The sequence below is a fragment of the Kurthia populi genome, from assembly GCF_042686175.1.
In the GTDB taxonomy this organism is placed as follows: Bacteria; Bacillota; Bacilli; order Bacillales_A; family Planococcaceae; genus Kurthia; species Kurthia populi.
In genome coordinates this window covers 1-23597 of record NZ_JBHUOR010000115.1, presented here as the reverse complement: position 1 = coordinate 23597, position 23597 = coordinate 1, and the positions used below count along the sequence as shown (strand labels likewise).

Here is a 23597-nt window from a genome sequence, read left to right as displayed (position 1 = left end):
GGAGCACGCCATTAGTAAAGGTACGGTGCAGCGTATTATGCGTGACAATGCGTGGCAGTGTATCGTCAAAAAGAAAAAATATCGTCACAAGTCGGGCAAGTCCGCCATGCCCCAGGAAAGCGTCCGTCAAATTTAGCTGAAAGAACGTGTCTTTTTCTTTGTCTCACTTTCGTGGGGCAGTTCCAAAATGTGACATAGCTTCTTTTTTGTTATACTAAATAAAATTAATTAGTTAATTTATAAAACAATTAATAAATAAATTTACTGAGGTGAAGACAATGATAAATATTGCATGTTTGCATGCACACTACTCAAATATTGCTTATATAGAACGGGCTTTTTATAGTCATACTGTCCAACTGGAGCACTATGTAGATCCAGGTGTGATGTGGCATGTACAACATCATCAAATAGAGCAAGCCAAAATGCAGGTAGGGAAGTAGCTCCAATGGATTGCAACAACTAAACCAGATGTCCTTGTTGTAACGTGTACGAATTATATTGCGTTAATGGATGCGTCATTGTCGGTACCGATGATTGAAATTGATGTGCCGTTTTTTAAATTACTCAAACAACAAAAACTACCGCTAACCTTATTTTTCACGAATCCGCAAACGGTCGAAGGAACGCTTAAATGTTTATATACATATGTAACTAGAGAGGTAGAGGTTGTGGTCATTCCAAAAGCATTTGATTTATTAATGGCGGGCGATAAAGTGGCGCATGACAAAATTGTTATGGCAGCACTGCAAGACGCACCAAAAAATGCAGCGGTTGCACAGCTTTCCATGGTAGATGCTGCAGAAAAAATCGGGCTACTGTATCCATTAATGCCACTTGTCGAAGCTATACTAAATAACGAATAAAGGTTTGAATTCGTTATTTAGTATGTGCTTGTATTTAAAAGAAGGAAAATAGAATGTGAAGCTTTTAGGCTTTCAGGCTTTTTTTGTTATACAATAATGTTAAATAGGGGGGATAAAATGGAAAAGTACGATAAAGGCGGCTTTTATGAATTGTCATTGGAGCTTACTGAAGGTCAATTAGTACAGGCGCTTGAACGATTACATACAGATAATGTTGTTGGCATAGCTCATTTTACAGGAGATTATGTAGAGTTGCAGGGGCAATTACGTGTAGCTGAAGGGCGTGTCCCATGCGTTGTGACGGCAATGCAATCAGAGGGTGAGGCCAGTTGGCTAACGCTTAGCGTGTCCCCAAAAGTATTGCGCCGTACAGGTTCTGCTGCAATAAATGAAGCATTTATTACAGTAGCAGAGCAATTGAACCCGTTCTTACTTGGTTTAATTGGCGAGGAAGTTAATGGCATCACAAGTCATGAGGATGTAAATGTTGAAGAGTTTCCGAACATTATTATTTTATTAAAGAATGCACAGCAAAAAAGAGGCTTCCAAATTTACGGTCAATAATAGGAAAAAGCAGAAAATGCTTTACGCGTTTTCTGCTTTTTTGTCTCGTAAAATAAATGCTGGAACGAGGCGGATATAAAGGAGCTCCATAATAATTTCAACAATTGTTTGCGTTACAATAATGGCCGCGACAAAAGTTTGTACAGCGCTAGGAAGTGCAAGAGCTAATGGGAGCACAACGAGTGAATTTCGTGTGAAGCTGCTAAAAATTAACGCACGTCCTGCACCGATGTCTAAGCGGAAAAGCGTTGCAATCGCTTTGGCAATCCACGGCATGATGAGCATAAATAAAATATAGATTGGAATGACGATTAAAATATCCTCGATAAATGTTAAGACCTTCGTAATTTGTGAAGCCACAATGATAAATAAAGTGAATGCCATGAACGGAACCGGTAGCCACGCGGAACCATCAAGTACCTTTTGGGCAACTTCTTTTTTCGTTGCAAGTAATTGAGTACAAACAGAAACAATTAGTGGTAGTAAAATAATGACTAAAAATGTTTCAATAAATGGGCGAATTTCGATAATTGCTGCGGCATGCTCTCCGATAAAAAGTGTTAAATAAACTGGTAGCAAGAGCATTTGCGCAAGTAATAAAATCGGTGTAGCAAGGAGTATTAGCTTTTCATTCCCGCGACCAAGCGCTGTGAAAACGATGACATAGTCAATGCAAGGTGTGAGTAAAACAAGAAAGATACCAAGAAGCATCGGTGAATTATCAGGTAGTAAGCGCGTTAATAGCCAGACAACTAGCGGTACTACAAGAAAATTTATCGTTAATAGTGCTGCAAGAAAACGCTTATTGACGAATGATTTTTTTAAGGATGTAAATGGAATTTGCGAAAACATGCTATACATTAAAATGGCGAGTGTTATCGAAATAATTGCAGAGAATGAGCTGGCAATTGAAGGTGAGAAGATACCAGCGAGTGCACCAAGAAAGAGTGCCAAGAAATAATAATAAATTTGTTGTTTTTCAAGTGTATCTCGAGTGAGCAATTGAAGTGGAGGCTCCTTTCTATGAATGCTGTACTTATTGTAGCACAGCGTATTCTTTTCTTAAAAAAGTGTTTAAATAAGTTAGACTGATAATGTAAAAAAATTCCTGTATACTAACAACTAAAGAATGGGGGAGACAGTATGATCACTATTCGCGAAGCTATAAAAAAAGATGCAAGTGGGATTGCAGCGGTGCATGTTGAAAGTTGGCAAACAACGTATAAGGGGATTATTCCACAACATTTTTTAGATGAATTATCTGTAGAAGAGCGCACAAAATTATGGAATCAAAATTTAGAAAATCGTGAAAATATGATATTTGTAGCGGAGGATTCATCGGGAATTATCGGCTTCATTACCGGAGGAAAACGTAAGGAAAATACAGAAGTAGGTGCGACGGACTTAACATCACTTTACTTATTAGATGCTTGTCATGGGCAGGGAATTGGTCGCAAATTAGTAGACAAATTGATGCACGCTTTTAAAAAGCAGGGCTATAAAAAAGCATATGTCGATGTTTTAGCGGATAATGCGACGCGCCACTTCTATACGCATTTAGGTGCAGACTATGTTAAAACGGTAAAAGTTCGTATAGGTGGTAGGCTATTGAATGAAGAAGTATATGTTTTTGAAATTAATTAGTTAATTTATTAAACTATTAATTAATAAATAAATTTAAATAGAACATCAGATAATTAACGAATTGTATGATGCACGTTTCCCAATCGAATTTAAAAATAGCTATCGATTTTTACAATGATTTAGGTTTAATAGTAGATCATCTTGTAGACGATAAATTTATATTCTTTTAGATTGTAGAACAGAAAAACTAGTTAGGATTGTAACATGCTAACGTATCTTGTCACCCATCTGTTCGGCATATTGCTTTTTCAGTAGAGCTGGAGGATTTAGAAGATGTAGTCAAACGGTTGTAACATCGAGATATTGCATCAAGAGAAGCTTTTGGATTTGCGCCGACTGAGCTATTCCTAATAGCAAATGAAATAGGGGCGCGCGCAAAAATTCACTTTAATGATCCGGATGACAATAGTTTGGCGTTTATCACACCTCTTCGAAATCCTAAAAAAATAACAGAAATGTATTATTTGAATAAATGAAAAGTGTAGAACGATAGGAGGCTTATATGCAGAAAACAACAAATCATCCGAAGTTAAAAGCTTTTTTCGATGGGCTATTTTTAATTGGGGCTTTGCTAATTATTATTAAAATTATTGTAGCACTTGGAAATCATTTTTTAGATTGGCAAATCACCTTTTTTAATGATTCGCTTTTTTGGATGGCAGGACCATTGCTTATAGCGATTATTGGTGCCATTGGCACAGAGACAGTATCAAAGAAGAAAAAATAATTAATTAGTTAGTTAGTTAATTTGTTAACTAATTAATAAATAAAAACACTACTCTCAATATCGAGTAGTGTTTTTATTTTAATTGTTTAAAAAATCGCGCTAGAACATGCACATTCGAATCGCATCATGGTAGCTCCCATTAATGAAAAATTCTTCTTTCAGTTCGCCTTCAATTTGAAAGCATGTCTTTTGATAAATCTTGTGCAAGTTTAAAATCGTAAAGGCATATTCAATTGCAAGTTTAGTAGCTATACTTGCGTAACCTTTTCCCTGTGATTGTGGGTCGATAATAATTTGAAACTCTGCATTTCGGTGAATTAAATCGATTTCTACTAGCTCAACGAGACCAACAGTTTGTTTATCATCCATTAAGATAAAACGACGTTCACTTTGGTTATGAATATGTTTCTTGAATAAATCTTGTAACTCGGCAAATGATTCATAAGGTTCTTCAAACCAATAAGACATAATTTTGTTGTCGTTATTTAAGAGATGAATATAGCGTAGGTCTTCACGTTCAAGAGCGCGTAATTGTATGTTTGCTTTCATAAGCATAACTCCTTCATGTTTTCTACGTTGAGCATAAAGTATCCAGTAGCTGTAGAGTCAACATGTGTAAAAATTAATTAGTTAATAAATTAGTTTGTTAATTGTTTTATTTATAAATTAATTTTGAAAATCTACCTGTCATTTCAAGCTTATGATTTAGCAAAAGTGCCTTTTTGGTGGAGTCAATTAATTCCGTATTCTTTTTTGCTTGCGTAGTGCTAATGCTTGATGAAAACAGTTTTGAGCCTTTTGATGAAACCCAACTTCCATATAACATTTCCCCATATGCTGCAAAATAAAATCTCGATGTGATTCGATAAGATGTGTATCACATAAGAATAGTGCCTTTTTAAATAATTTTAACGCAAGCGCATGTAAGTCACTATATTTGTATGTTTCACCAAGACGAACAAGTGTGATGAGTTCTTTTTGGGGGTCATTGTTTTCTTGCGCATAATCCAGACAGATGTGAAAATAATTTTCAGCCACAACAATATCAGTCGGAACATGCACACTGTGAAGGCGATAATAATAACCAAGAATACTAGCAAGCCGGTATTTTTCTAAATCCTTCGCATGAGGGAATTGTTGCTCATATTCAGTGATTTTTTGCTGTAGATGTTGCTGGTCCAATGTTGCTTCTCGCAAAAAATGCTGCTCGTCAAAATAAACTTTCATATCCCTTCCTCCTTTTTGATACAGAAAAACCCACAATTCTCATGGCGGTGAAGAATTGTGGGCCCAATTCGGGTTATTACATAATAGGGATTTTTAAATTAAGTACTAGTAAGAGGTGATCTCCATTTGGGATGAATAATGGAATTTTGCATATTTGGCAAATGCATTTTCGTTAAGGATAAATTAGCCACCAGTGGTCTGCTGCTGCGACAATAACAGTTGCAGCAAGTAAAGTACCACAATTTAGAGCAAATTTAAATTTAGTTGAAAATTTAAAGTTTTTCAATATTAACGCCTCCTTAAAAATAATATAATAGAAAAGTGAACGCTGTGCATTTTTTGTAAACTATATGACACATTTTTTTGAGGTGGGTAAATGGAAATTGGTACATTAATACAACGAATCCGTAAAGGTAAAAGTCTAACACAACAACAAGTGGCCAATGCCATGATGATTACAAGGCCTTATTTAGCAAAAATCGAAAACAATCATCATCAAATTTCGTCAGAGAAATTAACGTATATTTTGGATTACTGTAATGTGAATTATGATGAATTTTTCTTTATGAAAAATGATTTTAAAATAAGTGATAAGAATCGAGCATATACAGATGTTATTGAAATGTATATGAATGGAGATTTTGACGGTATACAAAAGCTAAAAGAAGATGCACATAAAAAATATGTGGATACAAACGATATTTACTATCGCCACTTAGTAATTTTATGTGAGTGTATTGAGCTAAAATTTGATACAGAAAAAATTCCAGATGCCTATCGTATTGAACTAACAGAATATTTAATGGGTATCAATGAATGGTCTTATTATGAATTGGTTTTGTTCAATAACTTCTTATATTTATTTCCGCCAAAAACAACGATGCTTTTATCGGAAAATCTTGTTGAACGCGCATTAAAATACAGGGATTTGCGAAGCGATTATGAGGCGGTTTCAATGATGCTATTTAACTTAATGAATATTAGTATTAAAATTAAAAATCGACAAAAAACAGATGTTTTTATCGACGTTGCTAAAAAGTTATATAATGGTCAAAATCGTTTCTTCGAGCAAACGATGATTAAATACTATACAGGCTTGCGTATGATTTTAGATAAAAAAGAAGAAGGAATCGGACTTAGTCGCCAGGCGCTTGAAGTTTTTAAATTACTTGATCATCATGATCTATATACTTTTTATGAAGGGCGTTTGCATCAATTATTAAAAGAAATGGAATAACTAAAAAGCTCCTACGACAGGTATGTGTTATAGGAGTTTTTTGCTGGATAGAATGCATTAGATAATACCATTTTACAATGTTTCATGGTCTCAAATTAAAAACCGTCTGCTTAGAAATCGTTTATCGATGTGCGGGTACTGTATAAAAACTTGGGTCGAAATCTTTTTCTTTTTTCAGATGGGACCGGTATGCCTTAATATAAACACCTAATGTATCACGGTTATAGCGCAATGCCTTAATACGCATAAAATAATCCTGCATCAAATGCACATCATGATAGGGTAAATGAAGATTAAAGAAATTATGATGCAATCGGTTTGTGAAAACAGGATTTTCTTCAAATTTTTCATAGCTAATTGTTGAATTGAAAATCGTAATAATCGCGCTATCTTCCTCAATTGACATTTGTTTAAGCTCCTGTCTGCCAGTAATGACGACCGGCTGGATAAAATCAAAATTGTTTAGCCCGATTTCATTTAAATTTTGAACGGTTTCAGAGAGCACTTGATTTGCTGTATAACGCTGTTTGTCTGCTTGTGTATGAAAATAAACAATGTTAATGAGTTCAATTTCATTTGCTAAATATCGTTCAACAAAACCTTGAATGGCATAGGCAAATGTAAAATTGTCACTGAAAAAATAAACTTTTTGCAATGGAATAGAATGAGCCAAAATGTCAAACATCTCCGTTCGATTTATATCATATAATTAATGGAAATAAATTCTTTATATATCGGTCACGCTAGTGTTATTATAGATTTTCAATTGGATTTTTACATAAAAGATAAAAATAAAGGAAGAAGTGAAAAAATGATAGAACAAACTTGGGGCATCCGAACCGAAAAGAAAAAGGTTATACGCGATAGTGAGAAAAAAATCTATGCTATTCGTGATATAGAAGGAGACGAGTGGATTGTAAAAGGAGAAAAAGCACCACTTTGGCAGGTAGAGCAACAGGCACAATTTGCAAATAAATTGATAGGGATTTTACCGGTGCCTAGGTATAAAAAAACACAAGATGAGGTATATGCAGTAGCAAAAGATGGCCTCACTTGGACGATAGAAACACGTCAGTTTGGGCGAGAAGTAAATCATTTAACAGATAGTATGCTTCTATCAATGGCCACGATGCTTGGAAAACTGCATGCAGAATCACTTCGTCAATCGTACCGTTTTCACCGAGCAACGTCTTGGAGTCTATTTGGCGGTAATGCAACGGAGGCAATTGGGGATTATGATGAAAATGAGCTAAGCTTTTTAGAAATGAAGGCAGCGTACGGGCAAGAAAATATTTTTGAAGAAATTGAAACACAGTATTTAGCACATCGTACATACTTGAAGAATTGTTGGAAGCGTCTGCCGATAGCTGCTGTGCAGGGGGATTTTTGTCATTATAATATGTTATTTGATGGAGACTGTGTGCAAAGTGTTTTTGACTTTAATTTAGCTGGCGATGAGCGCCTGTTAAATGAGTGCATTGCGGTAGCTGTCTATTGCTGTTGGCATGTGGAATCTGACAGCATGTTTTCGGCTGAGGAGCGTTACACATTATTTACGGAGGCGTATCAAAAACATCGTGTATGGACGAAGGAGGAGCGAGTCGTCGCGAAGCGTTTAAAAGCGATTATTCGTGCATTCCGTTATGACCGCGTGGCTAGAGGGATCGAAAATGTAGCTAATAGGCATTTATTTTTAGAAGAGACGTTACAAATTTTAAAGACATAATAAAGAGGCTGGGACAAAACAAGTCATTTTCCTTTTTTAGCGTTCGCAACGAAAAACCGGAATCGCGCTATAGTGCGGTTCCGGTTTTTCTTATGCTCATAGGAACGGTTGTTTTTATACGTATGTCAAAGCCTCTTTATAGTTATTATTTAAAATAATCTGGCTGCCAGAAGCCTTTAAATTCAGCATCTGTTTCGATTAATTTTTGGAAGCTATCAGTTTTATAGGCGGCCGTTAAATCTTTTACAAATTGTTTATCTTTATCCTCTGTGCGAACAGCAATTAAATTTTGGTATTCAAATGGCGGGTCCTCTAGTAATAGACTATCATCTAAGCTACGGTCGGCTGCTAAAATATAATTACCATTTACAAGGGCAAAGTCAACATCACTAATGACGCGAGCCAATTGGGCTTGCTCTACTTCAACAAATTTAATGTTAATATGATAGCTTTCAACATCATGTTTACTAACAGTTAATGGCTCATAATCTTTCTTGAGTGTCACGAAATCAAGTTGTTCTAATAAACGAAGAGCGCGTGCAAAGTTTGGTGGGTCATTTGGAATCGCAATTTTATATTCTTTGTTTTTATCTAAATTTTTTAATGAATCATAGCGGTCTGAGTAAAGACCCATCGGTGCAGTCGGAACTTTGATGGTTTCGGTTAAATCGACATTATTTTCTTTAACAAAATTTTTGAAATATGCCGTATGTTGATAAATATCGGCATCTAGTGATCCTTCAGCAAGGGCAAAATTCACTTCATTACCACTTGTAAATTCTTTGTATTCAATAGTGTAGCCTTGTTTCTTTAGAATTGGCTCAATCCCTTTTCGTACTTGATCGCTATAGGGTCCTGGAGTAAAGCCAATGCGGATTGTTTTTGTATCATCTGCACTGGCTTTATTGTCGCTTGATGTCTTGCCGCAAGCAGCGAGCACCGCTAAAAGTACAATACTTAATAAAATGGTTACAATTTTCTTCATTCTTCATATCCTCCTTAATTTGGGTAAAATAAAAGAGGCACTATATGTAAAAACATACGTGCCTCCGGTAGTCCGGTCGGAAATATAAGTTAGCCGATAGGAATTAAAGAGTATTCTAGCAAGTAATAGAAAAATTAGCAATGATTATTTTTTAAAATATTTTTTAATTCATACTTGACCAATGGGTATTATTCATTTAATCTATGAAGCATAAGAATTTTACAGTGACTGGACAACCAGAGCTCTTAACCGACACATTTGATGCGATTTGTTAAGAGCTCTTTTTGTTTTCTTAATTAAATATTTATAGCGACTGGACCACCGGAGCTCTTCTCATAATAGAAGGGCTCCGATTGTGTTTTACGGACTAGACAACTAGCCGTAATCATAGAAAGGAGAGGATGGAATGACAGCAATTAAAGGTGCGGGCCATGTTTGGCTAGATGGGAAGCAAGTAACTAATTTAGCAGAGCATGCAGCGTTTAAAGGGACCTTTCAAACGATTCAAGAATTATTAGCACGTATTGATGACGAGCCGGTTGGTTATAAGGATGCCAAACTTGGTAAGTATGTACATCAGGCATTTTCAATTCCGACAACTAAAGAGCAATTGTTAGAAAAACGTGCAGCTTTTGAGGCATGGAGTATACAAAGTTTTGGTATGATGAGCCGGTTATCCGATTATGCTTATGCATTGATTACCGGATACTACATAGACCGCGAGCAGTTTGCACAGTATGATGCGACATTTCCCCGAAAAATAGAAAGGTATTATGAGCAATTAAAATCAGAGCGCCGTTTGCTAACGACAGCTATTGCTGATCCACAAATTGATCGTTCGAAGCCACTGACAGAGCGCCCTGAACATGCGCTACTACATGTTGTAGAAGAAACAACAGATGGTATTTACGTAAGTGGTGCAAAAATGATTGCGACAGGCGCCCCTTATGTTGACGATATTTTAGTCAATACACCCTATAGTAAAGCAGAAGAGCAAGAGAAGTTTGCTAATTTCTTTATTGTATCTACACAGTCACCAGGACTTGAAATTATTTGCCGTAAAAGTCATGCGGCGCAGGATTTGGCATTATATCCGCTTGCTAGTCAATTTGATGAAATGGATGCAGTAGTCGTATTTAATCGTGTATTTATCCCGAATGACCGCATTTTTATACGCGGCAATGCAGAGGGAGTAGTAAAAGCGCATCGTCATCAGCAGTTAAATGAATTAGCACATTATCAAACGGTCATTCGTTTATTGACGAAATTAAAATTTGTGGCAGGTGTAACGACGGCGGTTGCTGAAAGTATTCGCGTAACAGAATTTTTAAATGTTCAGCAAAAAGTGGGCGAACTGTACATGCAGGTAGATACAATTGAAGCATTGCTACACACCTCGGAAACGAATGGATTTGTGCAAGAGAATGGTGTTTTTACACCAAGTGCTGTACAACTACAAGTCGCACGAAATCTTGGAACGAGTTATTATAGTCGCGCGATTAGTATTTTAAAGGAAATTGGAGCAGGTGGATTTACACAGCTACCCTCCACATTAATCGAACGTTTTGAAGATGAAGCATTACAAAAACAACTTGAAACATATTATGTCGGCGCTGCGAGTTCAGCAAAACAAAAAACGGCTCTTTTCCGTATTGGGTGGGAACTTGTAGGAAGTGAACTAGGGAGTCGTCATGATTTATATGAACGCTTTTATACAGGCGACCCATTCCGTATCCAATCTTTATTTTTTGAAAATTATGATAAATTACCGCTTGATGATTATTTAGATACATTTTTAACGAAAATTCAGCAACGAGAGGAGTTGCTTTTATGACAGCTTGGCTAGAACGTTTAAATGATGGACGAAATGTTTGGTACGGTACAGAAAAGGTAGAGCATTTGGCATCGCATCATGCATTTAAAGGCACAGTGACTACAATTGAAAAATTACTTACATTATCAAATGAAGCATTATATATAGAGGGGAGACATGCTTCGTTTCATATTCCTAAAAATATAGAGCAACTACAGAAAAAGCAGCATGCCTATGAGATTTGGGTGGATGAGACTTTTGGAATGATGAGCCGTCTATCCGAATATTCGAGAGAAATTGAAACAGGATGGTACGCAAATCGACGTCAGATTGCTACATATATTCCACATTTTGAGGAGAAAATCATACGGCGTTATAACGATTCCAAAGAGCACGAATTACTATCAACTGCAGCGGCACAGGATCTACAGCGTAAACGTAGTCAATCTGCAGTTGAAGTGGCTAGTGGACAGCTTCGGATTGTGAAAAAAACAGAAGAAGGCGTAATTGTACGCGGTGCAAAAACGATTGCGACAGCTGCACCATATGTAGATGAATACATTATTTCATCATTTCACCCACGTAGTGCTGAACAAAAATCGTTGGCTAATATTTTCCTGATTCCAGCGAATTTAGCGGGTCTACAAATTATTAGCCGCGCTTCCTTTGCAAGTGACGATAAAGTAAATCAGCCACTTAGTGCACGATTTGATGAAATGGATGCGGTGTTGCTTTTTGAAGACGTACTCATCCCATGGGAATATGTGCTAGTACACGAGGACCCGGAAGCGGCTTGGAAATTGCAGCAAGATCCTGTAGCGGGGGCACTAAGTCAGCATCAAACAGTAGTAAGACTTGTGCGTAAGTTGACAGCAGTAGCGGCACTTGCGAATCGTTTAGCAAGTGAGGCGGATATTACGTCTTTCTTACATGTTCAAAATGAATTAGCAACGCTATTTTCACAAATTGAGGTCATTAAGGCCTTACTTCAAACAGCTCAGCAAACAGGGCAATTAATTAACGGTGTATATTTACCGAACAAGCAATATTTGGCGACTGCACGAAATTTAGGAACGACCTATTATCCGAAAGCGATTGAAATTATTCAAAAGCTAAGTGCATCAGGCTTACTTCAAGCACCTGCGACACTTGAATTATTTGATGTACATCCAGAATGGCATTCCTATTTTGAAGGTGCCTCATTGAATGGATATGACCGCACATTATTGCATAAGGTAGCATGGGATTTAGTTGGCAGTCAGCTCGGAGCACGCCATGAATTATATGAGCGTTTTTATTCGGGAGACCCCGTAAGAACCTATGCGAATTACTATAAACAGCATACAAAAAAAGAGGCATGGCAACAATTTGCTACGTCTATCTTATAGGAGGAATTTATAATGACAAATACACATTTTTACTGGTTTGCACCAACAAATGGCGATGGTGAATTTTTAGGAACGGAAAAACCGCAGCGTCCAGCAAATTTAGAAACGATTACGCAAGTAGCACAGGCGGCTGAGGATGCTGGTTTTGAAGGTATTTTAATTCCAACAGGCGTACCCTATTTAGACTCATGGGCAGTGGGCTCAGCTATCGTTCATCATACGAAAAAAATTCGTCCACTTGTAGCATTCCGTCCAGGCTTTATTTCACCAACTGTGGCATCTAAACTGGCGGCAACATTGGATCAGTTTTCTGATGGCCGTTTATTAGTAAATGTGGTGACAGGTGGTTCACAAACCGAACTCGCAAAAGACGGCGATTATACAGAGCATGGTGAGCGCTATGAACGTACGGGTGAGTTTTTAGATGTGATTAAAAAAACATGGCAGGAAGACTCTGTGACGCATAAAGGTGAATTTTTCGAAACAACAGATGCGACGCTATTCCCACCACTTAAACAGCAAGCAGGCATTCCAATTTATTTTGGTGGCTCTTCTGATATCGCCAAAGAAATTGCGGCCGAGCATGCGGATGTGTTTTTACAATGGGGTGAACCAGTGGCGCGCATTGGTGAACAAATCCAAGATGTAAAGGCGCGTGCTAAAAAATATGGTCGTACGTTAGAATATGGCATTCGTCTGCATATTGTGGTACGTGATACAGAGGAAGAGGCATGGGCAGCGGCGCATCATATTATTAGCCAAATCGATACGGATGTACAGCAGTCGATTCAGCAAATTAAATCGGGCAGTGACTCTGTCGCACAGCAGCGTATGACGGAAATTGCCGCAAAAACAGACCGCTTCGACAAATATAGCTGGACCGGCATTGGGAAAGTAAGAAAAGGTGCAGGGACCGCAATCGTTGGCACACCAGATCAGGTAAAAGAAGCACTTGATGACTATGTCAATGTGGGCATTACACACTTTGTTTTATCTGGCTTCCCACATGCAGAAGAAGCGACACGTTTTGGTAAAGATGTGTTACCGAAGTTTAATCCAGTAACGGTATAGGAGGAATCATTATGAATTTTTTAACATGGGGAGGTAATGTGAGTGGAGGATTTTTACGCTCACATGTTGTACAAGAAAAGCGTAGCGATATTGCTTACAATATTGAATTGGCACAATTAGCAGATCGATTAGGTGTGGAAGGTATTTTATATCCAGTGCGTTATGTAGGGCGTATTGGCGGTTCAGCTTCAGACTCAGGACAGCTTGATCCACTTAGTATCATTAGCGCGATGGCGATGAAAACAGAAAAGGTACATTTATTGGCTGCTATATTACCAGGGTTCATCCATCCCGTAACATTAGCGAAAGCAGGCGCTACATTAGATGTGATTTCTAATGGACGTTTTCATATTAATTTAGTGAGTGGTTGGTTTAAGGCGGAGCAGGAAGCCTTTGGTATCGAATGGATTCAGCATGCAGATCGTTATCGTCGCTCAGAGGAATATTTACAAGTAGTAAAAGGGTTATGGACGAAGGATAATTTTCATTTTGACGGAGACTTTTACAAAATTAATGGTGGAACATTGTCACCAAAACCGATACAAAAACCGTATCCAGCAATTTATCAAGGCGGAAATTCAGAGGAATCGCAGCGGATTGCGGCAGCAAACTCAGATATTTATTTTATGAATGGTGCGCCAGTTGAAGAACTAATTGAACAAATTGAAGCAGTGCGAGGTCTTACAAATAAGCGCACAGTAAAATATGCGGTGGCGGCCTATGTGATTGCACGTGAAACAGAGGAAGAGGCACAGCGCGAGTATGCACATATTTTAGAACAGGCGGATGAAGCAGCGATTGAACAGTTTAAAAAGAGTAAGGAAACGAAAGGTATGTGGAAAAATGCGAAAGAAATTAGCGATTTTGTTGCCAATAATGAAGGCTTTCGTGTTGGTCTAATTGGTAGTTATGAACAGGTTGCGGAGAAAATTAAAGCACTTGAAGCGATTGGTATTGAAAAAATTTTAATAGCATTTCGCCATCCATTGCAAGAATTGCCAGTATTCTATGAACAGGTAGTACCGCGAGTAAATTCTTTCGCATTAAATACCAAGTAAATTGATAAGTATACAACAGAAAGGGTGCTGTGATTGATTACACTAAAAAATGTGAGTAAGGCATATAAGTCGAAAAAATCATCGTTTCAGGCAGTGCATGATACGTCACTTACGGTGAAGCAGGGGGAGATTTTCGGCATTATTGGATTTAGTGGTGCAGGGAAATCAACGTTACTACGACTCATTAACTTAATTGAACAGCCATCGACAGGTGAAGTCTGGTTTGATGGTGAAGAGTTAACAGCCTTAAAGCCCAAAAAACTTGAAAAAAAACGACATGAAATTGGCATGATTTTTCAGCATTTTAATTTATTGCTGAATAAAACAGTGGTCGGCAATATTGAATTTGCTTTAAAAGCTGCAGGTGTACCTAAAAAGGAACGTGCTGAAAGGATTGAACATATCTTAAAGGTGGTGGAGTTGACGGATAAAGCAAGGCATTATCCATCACAATTAAGTGGTGGGCAAAAACAGCGTGTAGCAATTGCGCGTGCCCTCGTATTAAATCCAAAAGTATTATTATGTGATGAACCGACATCTGCCTTAGATCCACAAACAACGGAAAATATTTTAGATTTCTTAAAATCTATTAATGAACAGCTTGGTGTAACACTTGTGGTAGTGACACATGAGATGGATGTCGTCAATACATTATGTCACCGAGTTGCAGTGATGGAAGAGGGGCGCGTGCAAGAGGAGTTAGTTTTATCACAAGCACCGACTTCAGCAACGACGCGTATTGGTCATTTGCTCGTTGAAAACCGTCGCAAAGAGTCAGCACAAGCGTTGAAAGGAGAGGTCGTACATGTTTGATAATATTTTGCCACTATTACCGGAAATTTATGAGAGTGTTGGACAAACGGCATTGATGGTTAGTTTTTCATTAGTGGCTGCAATTGTTTTAGGGACTCCACTCGGCGTATATGTTTTTTTAACGGAGCAAGGCTCAATTCAGCAAAATACGACGGTTAATCGTTTACTTAATATGGTCATTAACTTGATTCGTTCATTTCCATTTATTATTTTGCTAGTAGTGCTTATCCCAGTGACACGCATGATTGTTGGTGAAACTGTTGGGCCGCTTGCGGCATCTGTGCCTTTATCTATTGCCGCAATTCCTTATTTTGCGCGCCTTGTTGAGCAAGCCTTGAAAGAAGTACCAAAGGGAACAATCGAAGCGGCAATTGCGATCGGCACACCGAAGCATTTAATTATTAAAGATGTCTTATTAAATGAAGCGCGCTCGGGTATTTTACTGGCATTAACAGTTACCACAATTAGTTTTATCTCTTACTCTGCAATGGCAGGAATTGTTGGCGGTGGGGGCATTGGAGATTTAGCAATTCGTTATGGCTATTACCGTTTCCAAACAGACGTCATGCTCTTTATGGTCGTGCTATTAGTGGTCATTGTTCAAGTGATTCAATTTGTAGGAAATCAAACTGCTAAAAAACTAGATAAACGAAATGTATAGGAGGACATGAAATGGTTAAAGTAGAAACAGAACCGATTAACATAAATTCACAAGCATTTGAAAACTTGCTAGAAAGCATTCAAGCAGATGCAGAGCTACGCCGTGGACAGGATGCGCGTCTTTTACCGACGAAGGCGATTGAGTGGATTAAAGAAGCAAAGCTCGGAGCATTGCGTTTGCCAAAGGAACTTGGTGGGAGCGGTATTACTAATCAGGAATTGTTTGAAGTGATTCGACGTATCGCAACTGCTGACCCAGACGTTGCACATGCTTTGCGTTCGCATTTTATTTTCGTAGAGGATAATTTGGCAGCACCAGCTAGTGCGGAACGAACGCGCCGCCTGCAATTAGTGGCAGACGGTGTGCTTGTTGGAAATGCTACAACAGAGATTTCAGCCAAGCCTCAAGGTAGTAAACAGTATGATACGACGTTGACGAAAACCGCAACAGGATATACATTAAATGGGAGGAAGTATTTTACAACCGGTACATTATATGCAGATTATGTATATGTACTTGCTGCTGGTGAAGAGAATCGCGTGTTTGTGGCATTTATTCCAACTAATCGACTAGGAGTACAAGTATTCGATGATTGGGATGGCTTCGGGCAACAATTAACTGCGAGCGGCTCTACAACGTTTACAGAGGTAGCCGTAGAGACGCATGAAGTAGTGGAATTAGTGCGTGAAAAGCAGCAGTATGTGCCAGTTCGCCAATTATTTTTACAAGCCGTTGCAGCAGGGATTGTTGAAAGCATCGTCAAAGACAGCATAGCGCTAGTAAAAAATCGTCAACGAACTTTTACACATGGTGCCGCAGAGCAAGCATCAATTGACCCGATCCTACTGCAAACAATTGGAGAATTACAGGCAACTAATTTTACAGTGAAAACAGCCTTAGCACAGGCAGCAACCGCATTGGATAAGGCGATTGCTCATCGTGGGACGGCTGAATTTGCGCAGTATCAGCATGAAGCAGCATTACAAGCAGCCTATTTGAAAATTATCGCTGAGAAAATTTCATTAGAAGCGGCGACAAAGCTATTTGATGTTGGTGGAGCTTCTGCAACAAGACGCGGGGCACAGCTTGACAGACATTGGCGGAATTTACGTACCATTGCCTCGCATAATCCTTCTTCATATAAAGCAAAAGACATTGGCCATTATTTAGTGAATGACGAAGAATTACCGATAAATGGCTATTATTAGGAGCGAATCATGACAACATTTGAATTTAATCAACAAGTGCCCATTGAATTTGGTATCGGTGCACTCGACAAACTACCGCAAATTATTACACGATTGCAGGGAACAAAAGGATTGATCATTTCGACAAAATCAATGATTCAAAATGGAACGGTTGCGAAAATCAAGGAGCAAAACCCAACGCTACAAGAGGTGTTTTATGATATTCAGCCAAATCCAACGATTCAAAATACACAGGACTGCGTAGATTTACTACGTGAGGAGCAGTATGATTTTGCGATTGCACTTGGTGGAGGTAGTGTACTTGATGCCGCGAAAGTAGCGGCTGTACTAGCGCCAACCACGGCATCTGTACAGACGTATTTTGACGGTCAGTACATACTTGAAAAAGCTGGACTTCCGCTGATTGCGATTCCGACGACAGCTGGCACTGCAAGTGAAATTACAAAAGTATCGGTATTAACGGATACGGTATCAGGCAAAAAAGCACCACTAAATGACGCGCTTCTTTATGCAAGTTATGCACTAATTGACCCCTTATTAACAGTAAGCTGTTCGCAAAAAGTGACGGCAACAAGCGGTATTGATGTACTGGCACATTCCCTTGAGGCATTGTATAGCGTAAAACATCAGCCATTTACGGATTTATTTGCGAAGCATGCGGCGCGTCTTGTATTTGATTATTTACCGAAGGCTTATGATCACCCAGAGGATATTACGGTCCGTACGAAAATGGCAGAAGCTTCCGTCGCAGCTTGCCTGGCCTTTAATTTAACGCAAACTGCTGCTGCACATGCATGCTCATACCCCTTAACGGAGCAACTTGGTGTGCCACATGGCGAAGCATGTGCCTTTACGCTACCAGCCTTCTGGGTACATAATGCAATAAATGCACAAGATGATGGCCGACTAGAAGCCATTAGTCGTGAGCTAGGATTTAACGATGCAGGTCATTTAGCACAAGCCGTTGAAAAATTAAAAGCCCATTTACAACTACGCACAACATGGGCAGAGCTTGGTGTGACAACTGATGCCGAACTTCAGCGTATTGTCGACGATAGCTTTTCAGGCAATATGCTAAATAATCCCGTTGCATTTACACCGGAGACGTTGTTTGAGTTTTATAAGGGGATATAGAAAAAGAGGCTGGGGCAAAACACGTTATTTTCCTTTTTTAATGTTCGCAACAAAAAACCGGAAGCGCATCACAGCGCGATTCCGGTTTTTCTTATGCTCCTAGGAGAGGGTGTCTTACACTTTTGTCCCAGTCACTTTTATTTAAAAATACGTTGTAAGAAACGTATAAATAATAATTATTAGCATCAAATAGCTATACGTTATAACTGTATCGATGTATTTTTTAAAAAGTCGATCATAGCGATATTCATAATAAAAATCAACGATAAAAGGAATAAATGAAAAGCAGATTATATAGAGAATAAGGAATCGACTGTCATGTAAAAAGCCGAAAAACGTAAAGGCAATTGCAGCAACAATCGCAATGATGTGTAGCAAACGATGCTGTTCAGATACGTAATAATAGCTTCGTGGAATGAATTTAGAGCGATTTCTAGACAGCTGTATGATCATTGGCAAGATGAAACTAGTAAAGACAATAAACAGGAAGAAAATCCAAATATTCTTACTCTCTGTAAGCTCGTAAAAGAACCAATCATCACCTGAAAATTTTCCGCCATACACTTTGTTCGTCGCTCTATTAGATAGCCAATAGTTGCCATCCTCTGTATAGACTCGGTATGCAAACATTTCGTCATTTGCATAGTTGATAATGAGGTCGACATTAGGCTCTACATTTTTCGGAAGTGTCGTTTCTTTTGCGTTTTTTACACACTGCTCAAGCAACTTGATTTTTTTCTCATTTTTCATCACAGTCGTATCTGAATCGAAAAAGGATGTTGTCGTGTCAAAAGCGTCTTTATCATCAATAACGATGCTAGTATAGACTTTTTGAATTGATTCATCCGTTGGTACAGTGGATTTTGAGAATATGTAGTCGGTATTCATGGTCGTCATAAATAAAAGAATAAGAGCAATCCCAATGCCCACCATGATTAGTGGGTACATAAGGTCTTTTGGACGTTTTTGTAAGGGTACATTTTTGATGTGCGCCGTAATACGTGCCTGCATCGCTTCGTCAAAGTGGTCTTCATGAGAGCGCTCGAAAAGATCTTTATTCAAAGTCTCATAGGCTTTCGCAAGCATTTTATCGACCTTGGGCTCAGAATACGTTAGAAATTTACTGATTTCCTGCGAATGTAAATGCGCATACTCCGCTAAAATAATAACGTCCTTTAACTTTGTAGATTGTTTAAATGGTACAGTTTTTTTTCTTTTTCTGGACATACTGTTTACTGAAATTCATTGTATCCTTTAATAGCATGGTTTCGAATTCAGTTGATTTTACATTGCTTTTAGATGCTGCAAGAAAAACGTTTTGCAGGACTTCCTCTGCAGCGTGCCAGTCTTCTGTATAGAAATACGCCATTTGTAAATGGGTATTGCCGTAGGTTGACATGATTTGTTGTAAATCCAAAAAAACACCTCCTATTATTTTCCTTCTTTTATTGTCTCAAATAATTACAATACATGCACAGGAAAATATTATTTTTTTGATAGTTTCCCCAAAAATAAGAAAAAACCCGCTCCTCTAAAGGAACGGGCTTTTTTTATTTACCAGTAGCATTTGGATCTGGATTTGTGTAATCAAGCTTCAATGGATCTGCTGGTTTATAGTCAGTCGGTGTATAGAAACGTAAGAGGTCACCATTAACGATTTGATCTGAAATCCCTAATTTCGTACTTACTTCAGCACTTGTTTCTTTCGCTTTTTCAATACGTGCTAAATCCTTTTTCTTTTCAGGGTCTAGCTGTTTACCTGTTTTCGTATCGTATACTTTTTCATCAATTGAGTAAACTGATGGGCTTGTGAAATCACCATTACGGAATGCGACAACTTCCTTATGGTCTTTTGATAATAAGTCAGTACCTAATTGAACGTATTTTTGTGTATCTTCGCCAAGTAAGTGTAAAATTGTTGGCAGCATATCGATTTGACCACCATACGTATGTTTTACGCCACCTTGCATACCTGGTACGTGAATGAATAAAGGAACACGTTGTAGACCAGCGTTTTCATAAGGTGTAACTTCCTTACCAATGATTTGTTCCATCGCTTTGTTGTGGTTGCTTGAGATACCATAGTGGTCACCGTAAAGAACGACCATTGTGTTATCCGCAAGACCATCTTTTTCTAACTGTTTGAAGAATTGTTTAACCGATTCATCTAAGTAGCGAGCTGTTTGGAAGTAGTCATCGACACTGGCGTCACCCGTTGTTTCTTTATCGATTGTAACTAAATCTTGGTCCATTTTATAAGGGAAGTGGTTACCTACTGTAATTAACTTCGTATAGAATGGCTGTGGTAAATCATTTAACATCGGACGAGATTGTGTGAAGAATGGTTTATCAAGTAAGCCATATTCAGCCATATCTTTATCAGATGATGTATCATAATAGCTCGCATCATAGAATTCATCGTAACCGAATTGTTTATAAATCACGTTACGGTTCCAGAAGCTACCGTTATTACCATGGAATACAGCAGATGTGTAGCCATTATCTTTTAAAATATTTGGTGCTGCTTGGTACGTATTTTGTCCCTTCGTAATAAACGCAGAGCCTTGTGGTAAACCGAATAATGAGTTTTCTAACATAAACTCAGCATCGGATGTTTTACCTTGACCAGTTTGGTGGAAGAAATTATCAAAATACAATGTTTCATTATTTTTTGTTAGTTTATTTAAGAATGGTGTGACTTCTTCACCGTTAATCTTATAGTCTAATAAGAATGTTTGGAACGACTCTAAGTGTAAATAAACAACGTTCATATCTTTTGCGACACCAAAGTACTCTTTATCTGGCGCTGCGTAGTTAGAGCGTGTGTAGTTTAACACTTCTGAGATATCATTACTATCTGCAAGCGCACGTTGTGATGATGCTTGTGCCGTTTCTACTGAATCATACAATGTATAGTTGTACATACCTAAGTATTTCACGATGTATGAACGGTCAAAACCGCGAGATAATAATTGTGGGCGGTCCATTTCAGCTAATGCTAAGTTGAATAAAGAAATCGCGATGGCAGCCGTTACTAACGTGCTACCTTTTTTAGCAGTGATGCGTTTATCGCCAGTTAAGACATTTTTCTTTTTCACACGTAGGTAAATTAATAATGCTACGTCGACAAAGTATAAAATATCTGTCACATGTAATAATGATAAGACACTACCACCTAAATCACCGAAGTTTTGTGTTTGTGTAACAGTCGGTAATGTGATGAAATCGCTAAAGAAGCGATAATACACAGCATTTGCGAATAATAAAATCGTTACTAATGTGTAAATAACGACTAATGCGGTCAATTTTCGTTTGTCTTTTTTGAATAGGAACGAAATTGCTAACAACAGCATAACCGCGCCTAACGGGTTAATGAATAATAAGAAATGCTGTAAAACGCCTTTTACTTCAAGATTAAATTGTGTGATTTGTACAATATACGTTTTAATCCAAAGCACGATGACAGCTACAGCATAAATTCCCGCAAAGTGATTCAGCGAGAATTTGTTGTTTTTCAACATACGTTTCCACCTGCTTTATAAAATTACTATTATTATGAAAAAACATATTTAAGAACGATTCTACCTTAAAAAGGTTCCATTGAACAGTGTAAAAACTTGTGAAACGACCTGTGTTATATGGAGTTTTGCTTATTTTAAAATAATTGACACCAATTTGTCAAAATGTGGCACAATATGGTCTGCTTTCTTAAGTTCAGATGCTTGAGAGAAGTCGAAACAGACGCCAATGGAGACAAGTCCGTTATCCGCCGCTGCCGCAATATCTGATGCACGATCACCGACCACAAAGCCTGATGTAATATGCTGTTCTTTTAGCGCATTCGCTACAAGCTCGGATTTGTTACCTGAACGAATACCTTCAATACTATACACCTTTTGAATATAGCGATGCAATGCAAAATGCTCCACAATCGCATTTAAATAGGGAAGTTGCCCATTGCTTGCGATATAGAGTGGAAATTTCTCTGAAAGCTGTGCGAGCGTTTCCTCTACACCTGTATATAACGCACCAGTGCCTTGTTCAATTTCATGAATCAATGCTTGTTGGAAGAAGGCATTGCTAGCCTCCCGTGTAGCGTCCGAGTGCATCGGGCATAATTTCTCCCATACAATAGGAAGCGGGATGCCCATAATATCGCGATAAAGATTGAGCGGCGTCTCACCACTCCAGAGATTATTCGTGCGTAAGTGCTCGAAAGTTGCTTCAAGTGCGGGCTCTAAAATTAAATTTGTTTGAAACAATGTCCCATCCATATCAAAAAAAATAGCATGTTCCATATGTAATTCCCCGTTTCTACTAAACTAGTCCTGAATTTTACGTAAATGCATCATATTGAGTAGAGCAGTCAATACAGCAAGTGTGATACAGGCCTTTAGCGTAAAAGCACTAGTATCCGCTAAGGCGCTCATATCATTTGCTAAGACAAACTGGTGCTGCATCGTCATCTGACAGCATATCGCCACGATGCAAGCAGTAAAGCTGATGAATAGATTACGCAGAGATTTCGTTCGTGAACTAAAGAGAGGCACTGAAATCGCGGTGAGCGCTGCAGTAATTGTTATCAGTAATAACATATTATCCACTCCTTTTGGAATAGGACGGGGGTGAAAAGTGGGAGGTTGCATTTTTAAAGGAACGATCAGAAATCGCTCATAACCCCAGAAAGCGTGTTTTGGATACGACATATCTAGAAATATGCGACATGTGCATGTAGATAGGGCTGTATACGTAATAAGGATTTGCTTAGAATCAGCATTAAAACAAATAAATAATAAGGAGAAGCGGATAGTTACGATAGTTTGTTAAATAAGATGATTACGTTATAACACAAAACGCCCCTTTTTCTGCTTTTTTGGGCTTATTTTGGTGCTCTGCCGGAAATCTAGACATTGGTGTCATTTTTCGAATAAATGTCATGTAACGCTGCAAATTGTGTGAATTTTGACGGGGAATCAACCGCCAGGGAAGCGAAATGAACCCCTTTTGTTTAATTTTCGGTAAAAAACCACCGAATGACTTCCTTAAAAATAATAAACATACGCTATAAAAGTAGTAAATAAAAATTTTGGTTGACAGGATATGCAGGATAAATGATAAATAGAAGATTTTATCATAGGTGAAAGGAAGTTGTTTGGCACATATTTAGAAATATGTTGTATCCAAAACACGCTCTCTCGGCTAATGACGAAAATGGATGGCTGCTTTAATATTTTGAACATAAAAAGTAATTATGAAATTTGAATAAAACGAGAATGTAGAATGACTGATGAAAAGAAGTATCTACTATTTATAAATAAAGGCAAAAAAATAATATACAAATACTGGAATTATAATTATGATTAAACAAATAATAGGAGCATTCCTGTTAGAAGGATTTTCAGAGACTTGAAAACAAAAAAGCCCTCCTGTATGATGCTTGAGTGTCAACTGGCATTGACGCGCATAATATACAGA

The 23597-nt window shown here is 38.1% G+C and carries 23 protein-coding genes and 1 pseudogene; 14 read left to right on the top strand and 10 right to left on the bottom strand.

All coding sequences use genetic code 11. The features are described from left to right. The first annotated feature begins 509 nt into the window (after positions 1-509). Both ACFSY7_RS13095 and ACFSY7_RS13090 read left to right on the top strand, forming a co-directional pair. The gene (locus tag ACFSY7_RS13095) at positions 510-866 is read left to right on the top strand and encodes a hypothetical protein (RefSeq protein WP_380148157.1); all 357 of its coding nucleotides are present in this window, start codon (positions 510-512) and stop codon (positions 864-866) included. Positions 867-983: 117 nt separating this feature from the next. Further along, positions 984-1430 (top strand): hypothetical protein, encoded by a 447-nt coding sequence (locus tag ACFSY7_RS13090; protein ID WP_380148156.1) that lies wholly within the window; start codon positions 984-986, stop codon positions 1428-1430. Between the two features lie 21 nt (positions 1431-1451). Here the strand turns inward: ACFSY7_RS13090 and ACFSY7_RS13085 are convergent, their stop codons facing one another. Then, complete coding sequence (locus ACFSY7_RS13085; protein ID WP_380148155.1) at positions 1452-2432, bottom strand: arsenic resistance protein; 981 nt, start codon at positions 2430-2432, stop codon at positions 1452-1454. A 141-nt stretch (positions 2433-2573) separates the two neighbouring features. Between ACFSY7_RS13085 and ACFSY7_RS13080 the strand changes: the two genes are divergently transcribed. Both ACFSY7_RS13080 and ACFSY7_RS13075 read left to right on the top strand, forming a co-directional pair. Further along, on the top strand, positions 2574-3074 hold the full coding sequence (locus tag ACFSY7_RS13080; RefSeq protein WP_380148154.1) for a GNAT family N-acetyltransferase: 501 nt from the start codon (positions 2574-2576) through the stop codon (positions 3072-3074). A gap of 502 nt (positions 3075-3576) precedes the next feature. Continuing rightward, a complete protein-coding gene (locus tag ACFSY7_RS13075; protein WP_139994548.1) occupies positions 3577-3801 on the top strand; it encodes a hypothetical protein in 225 nt (74 codons plus the stop codon). A 99-nt stretch (positions 3802-3900) separates the two neighbouring features. On the opposite strand, the gene ACFSY7_RS13070 is transcribed toward ACFSY7_RS13075, so the two are convergent. Together ACFSY7_RS13070 and ACFSY7_RS13065 are read right to left on the bottom strand one after the other, a co-directional pair. Then, positions 3901-4350: a GNAT family N-acetyltransferase gene (locus ACFSY7_RS13070; RefSeq protein WP_380148153.1), complete on the bottom strand. Its 450-nt coding sequence runs from the start codon at positions 4348-4350 to the stop codon at positions 3901-3903. Between the two features lie 186 nt (positions 4351-4536). After that, entirely contained in the window at positions 4537-5028 is a 492-nt protein-coding gene (locus ACFSY7_RS13065) for a hypothetical protein (protein WP_380148152.1), read from the bottom strand. Positions 5029-5404: 376 nt separating this feature from the next. Here ACFSY7_RS13065 and ACFSY7_RS13060 point away from each other — a divergent pair, with 376 nt between their 5' ends. Then, positions 5405-6265, top strand: coding sequence for a helix-turn-helix domain-containing protein (locus ACFSY7_RS13060; protein ID WP_380148151.1), 861 nt, complete (start codon positions 5405-5407; stop codon positions 6263-6265). Between the two features lie 121 nt (positions 6266-6386). Here ACFSY7_RS13060 and ACFSY7_RS13055 read toward each other — a convergent pair whose 3' ends face one another. Next, positions 6387-6920 (bottom strand): hypothetical protein, encoded by a 534-nt coding sequence (locus ACFSY7_RS13055; RefSeq protein ID WP_380148150.1) that lies wholly within the window; start codon positions 6918-6920, stop codon positions 6387-6389. 156 nt (positions 6921-7076) lie between these two features. Between ACFSY7_RS13055 and ACFSY7_RS13050 the strand changes: the two genes are divergently transcribed. Beyond that, positions 7077-7991 (top strand): phosphotransferase, encoded by a 915-nt coding sequence (locus tag ACFSY7_RS13050; protein ID WP_380148149.1) that lies wholly within the window; start codon positions 7077-7079, stop codon positions 7989-7991. 145 nt (positions 7992-8136) lie between these two features. Here the strand turns inward: ACFSY7_RS13050 and ACFSY7_RS13045 are convergent, their stop codons facing one another. Then, positions 8137-8976, bottom strand: a complete 840-nt coding sequence (locus ACFSY7_RS13045; RefSeq protein WP_139994536.1) for a MetQ/NlpA family ABC transporter substrate-binding protein — start codon at positions 8974-8976, stop codon at positions 8137-8139. A 406-nt stretch (positions 8977-9382) separates the two neighbouring features. Here ACFSY7_RS13045 and ACFSY7_RS13040 point away from each other — a divergent pair, with 406 nt between their 5' ends. From ACFSY7_RS13040 to ACFSY7_RS13005, 8 genes and pseudogenes are all read left to right on the top strand, one after another. Continuing rightward, positions 9383-10810 carry a 4-hydroxyphenylacetate 3-hydroxylase N-terminal domain-containing protein gene (locus ACFSY7_RS13040; RefSeq protein ID WP_380148148.1) on the top strand — a complete coding sequence of 476 codons (1428 nt, stop codon included), beginning with the start codon at positions 9383-9385 and terminating at the stop codon, positions 10808-10810. Next, on the top strand, positions 10807-12177 hold the full coding sequence (locus ACFSY7_RS13035; RefSeq protein ID WP_380148147.1) for a 4-hydroxyphenylacetate 3-hydroxylase N-terminal domain-containing protein: 1371 nt from the start codon (positions 10807-10809) through the stop codon (positions 12175-12177). Before ACFSY7_RS13040 ends, ACFSY7_RS13035 begins: the two co-directional genes overlap by 4 nt. A gap of 12 nt (positions 12178-12189) precedes the next feature. Further along, positions 12190-13248, top strand: coding sequence for an LLM class flavin-dependent oxidoreductase (locus ACFSY7_RS13030; protein WP_126989774.1), 1059 nt, complete (start codon positions 12190-12192; stop codon positions 13246-13248). Between the two features lie 11 nt (positions 13249-13259). Beyond that, on the top strand, positions 13260-14306 hold the full coding sequence (locus ACFSY7_RS13025; RefSeq protein ID WP_380148146.1) for an LLM class flavin-dependent oxidoreductase: 1047 nt from the start codon (positions 13260-13262) through the stop codon (positions 14304-14306). Between the two features lie 33 nt (positions 14307-14339). Then, positions 14340-15005, top strand: a pseudogene (locus tag ACFSY7_RS13020) (methionine ABC transporter ATP-binding protein); the annotation flags it as partial. A 106-nt stretch (positions 15006-15111) separates the two neighbouring features. Next, positions 15112-15780, top strand: coding sequence for a methionine ABC transporter permease (locus tag ACFSY7_RS13015; protein WP_126989777.1), 669 nt, complete (start codon positions 15112-15114; stop codon positions 15778-15780). An 11-nt stretch (positions 15781-15791) separates the two neighbouring features. Then, positions 15792-16988, top strand: coding sequence for an acyl-CoA dehydrogenase family protein (locus ACFSY7_RS13010; protein WP_380148145.1), 1197 nt, complete (start codon positions 15792-15794; stop codon positions 16986-16988). A 9-nt stretch (positions 16989-16997) separates the two neighbouring features. Beyond that, on the top strand, positions 16998-18122 hold the full coding sequence (locus tag ACFSY7_RS13005) for an iron-containing alcohol dehydrogenase family protein (protein ID WP_380148144.1): 1125 nt from the start codon (positions 16998-17000) through the stop codon (positions 18120-18122). 141 nt (positions 18123-18263) lie between these two features. Here ACFSY7_RS13005 and ACFSY7_RS13000 read toward each other — a convergent pair whose 3' ends face one another. The 5 genes from ACFSY7_RS13000 to ACFSY7_RS12980 all read right to left on the bottom strand — a co-directional run bounded on the left by ACFSY7_RS13000 (position 18264) and on the right by ACFSY7_RS12980 (position 22717). After that, positions 18264-19349, bottom strand: a complete 1086-nt coding sequence (locus ACFSY7_RS13000) for a hypothetical protein (protein WP_380148143.1) — start codon at positions 19347-19349, stop codon at positions 18264-18266. Continuing rightward, positions 19315-19539, bottom strand: a complete 225-nt coding sequence (locus tag ACFSY7_RS12995) for a hypothetical protein (RefSeq protein ID WP_380148142.1) — start codon at positions 19537-19539, stop codon at positions 19315-19317. Before ACFSY7_RS12995 ends, ACFSY7_RS13000 begins: the two co-directional genes overlap by 35 nt. A gap of 133 nt (positions 19540-19672) precedes the next feature. Beyond that, positions 19673-21643: an LTA synthase family protein gene (locus tag ACFSY7_RS12990; RefSeq protein ID WP_380148141.1), complete on the bottom strand. Its 1971-nt coding sequence runs from the start codon at positions 21641-21643 to the stop codon at positions 19673-19675. Positions 21644-21772: 129 nt separating this feature from the next. Beyond that, positions 21773-22420, bottom strand: a complete 648-nt coding sequence (locus ACFSY7_RS12985) for an HAD hydrolase-like protein (protein ID WP_380148140.1) — start codon at positions 22418-22420, stop codon at positions 21773-21775. 24 nt (positions 22421-22444) lie between these two features. Continuing rightward, positions 22445-22717 (bottom strand): hypothetical protein, encoded by a 273-nt coding sequence (locus tag ACFSY7_RS12980; protein ID WP_380148139.1) that lies wholly within the window; start codon positions 22715-22717, stop codon positions 22445-22447. Positions 22718-23597: the final 880 nt, after the last annotated feature.

Bases quoted from the DNA above. Each gene is read 5' to 3' on its own strand.
- ACFSY7_RS13040 (WP_380148148.1), top strand. From the start codon at position 9,383: ATGACAGCAATTAAAGGTGCGGGCCATGTTTGGCTAGATGGGAAGCAA.
- ACFSY7_RS13045 (WP_139994536.1), bottom strand. From the start codon at position 8,976: ATGAAGAAAATTGTAACCATTTTATTAAGTATTGTACTTTTAGCGGTG.
- ACFSY7_RS13010 (WP_380148145.1), top strand. From the start codon at position 15,792: ATGGTTAAAGTAGAAACAGAACCGATTAACATAAATTCACAAGCATTT.
- ACFSY7_RS13025 (WP_380148146.1), top strand. From the start codon at position 13,260: ATGAATTTTTTAACATGGGGAGGTAATGTGAGTGGAGGATTTTTACGC.
- ACFSY7_RS13005 (WP_380148144.1), top strand. From the start codon at position 16,998: ATGACAACATTTGAATTTAATCAACAAGTGCCCATTGAATTTGGTATC.
- ACFSY7_RS12985 (WP_380148140.1), bottom strand. From the start codon at position 22,420: ATGGAACATGCTATTTTTTTTGATATGGATGGGACATTGTTTCAAACA.
- ACFSY7_RS13090 (WP_380148156.1), top strand. From the start codon at position 984: ATGGAAAAGTACGATAAAGGCGGCTTTTATGAATTGTCATTGGAGCTT.
- ACFSY7_RS13030 (WP_126989774.1), top strand. From the start codon at position 12,190: ATGACAAATACACATTTTTACTGGTTTGCACCAACAAATGGCGATGGT.
- ACFSY7_RS13070 (WP_380148153.1), bottom strand. From the start codon at position 4,350: ATGAAAGCAAACATACAATTACGCGCTCTTGAACGTGAAGACCTACGC.
- ACFSY7_RS13060 (WP_380148151.1), top strand. From the start codon at position 5,405: ATGGAAATTGGTACATTAATACAACGAATCCGTAAAGGTAAAAGTCTA.
- ACFSY7_RS13075 (WP_139994548.1), top strand. From the start codon at position 3,577: ATGCAGAAAACAACAAATCATCCGAAGTTAAAAGCTTTTTTCGATGGG.
- ACFSY7_RS13015 (WP_126989777.1), top strand. From the start codon at position 15,112: ATGTTTGATAATATTTTGCCACTATTACCGGAAATTTATGAGAGTGTT.
- ACFSY7_RS13065 (WP_380148152.1), bottom strand. From the start codon at position 5,028: ATGAAAGTTTATTTTGACGAGCAGCATTTTTTGCGAGAAGCAACATTG.
- ACFSY7_RS13000 (WP_380148143.1), bottom strand. From the start codon at position 19,349: ATGTCCAGAAAAAGAAAAAAAACTGTACCATTTAAACAATCTACAAAG.
- ACFSY7_RS13050 (WP_380148149.1), top strand. From the start codon at position 7,077: ATGATAGAACAAACTTGGGGCATCCGAACCGAAAAGAAAAAGGTTATA.
- ACFSY7_RS12980 (WP_380148139.1), bottom strand. From the start codon at position 22,717: ATGTTATTACTGATAACAATTACTGCAGCGCTCACCGCGATTTCAGTG.
- ACFSY7_RS13095 (WP_380148157.1), top strand. From the start codon at position 510: ATGGATGCGTCATTGTCGGTACCGATGATTGAAATTGATGTGCCGTTT.
- ACFSY7_RS13035 (WP_380148147.1), top strand. From the start codon at position 10,807: ATGACAGCTTGGCTAGAACGTTTAAATGATGGACGAAATGTTTGGTAC.
- ACFSY7_RS12990 (WP_380148141.1), bottom strand. From the start codon at position 21,643: ATGTTGAAAAACAACAAATTCTCGCTGAATCACTTTGCGGGAATTTAT.
- ACFSY7_RS13080 (WP_380148154.1), top strand. From the start codon at position 2,574: ATGATCACTATTCGCGAAGCTATAAAAAAAGATGCAAGTGGGATTGCA.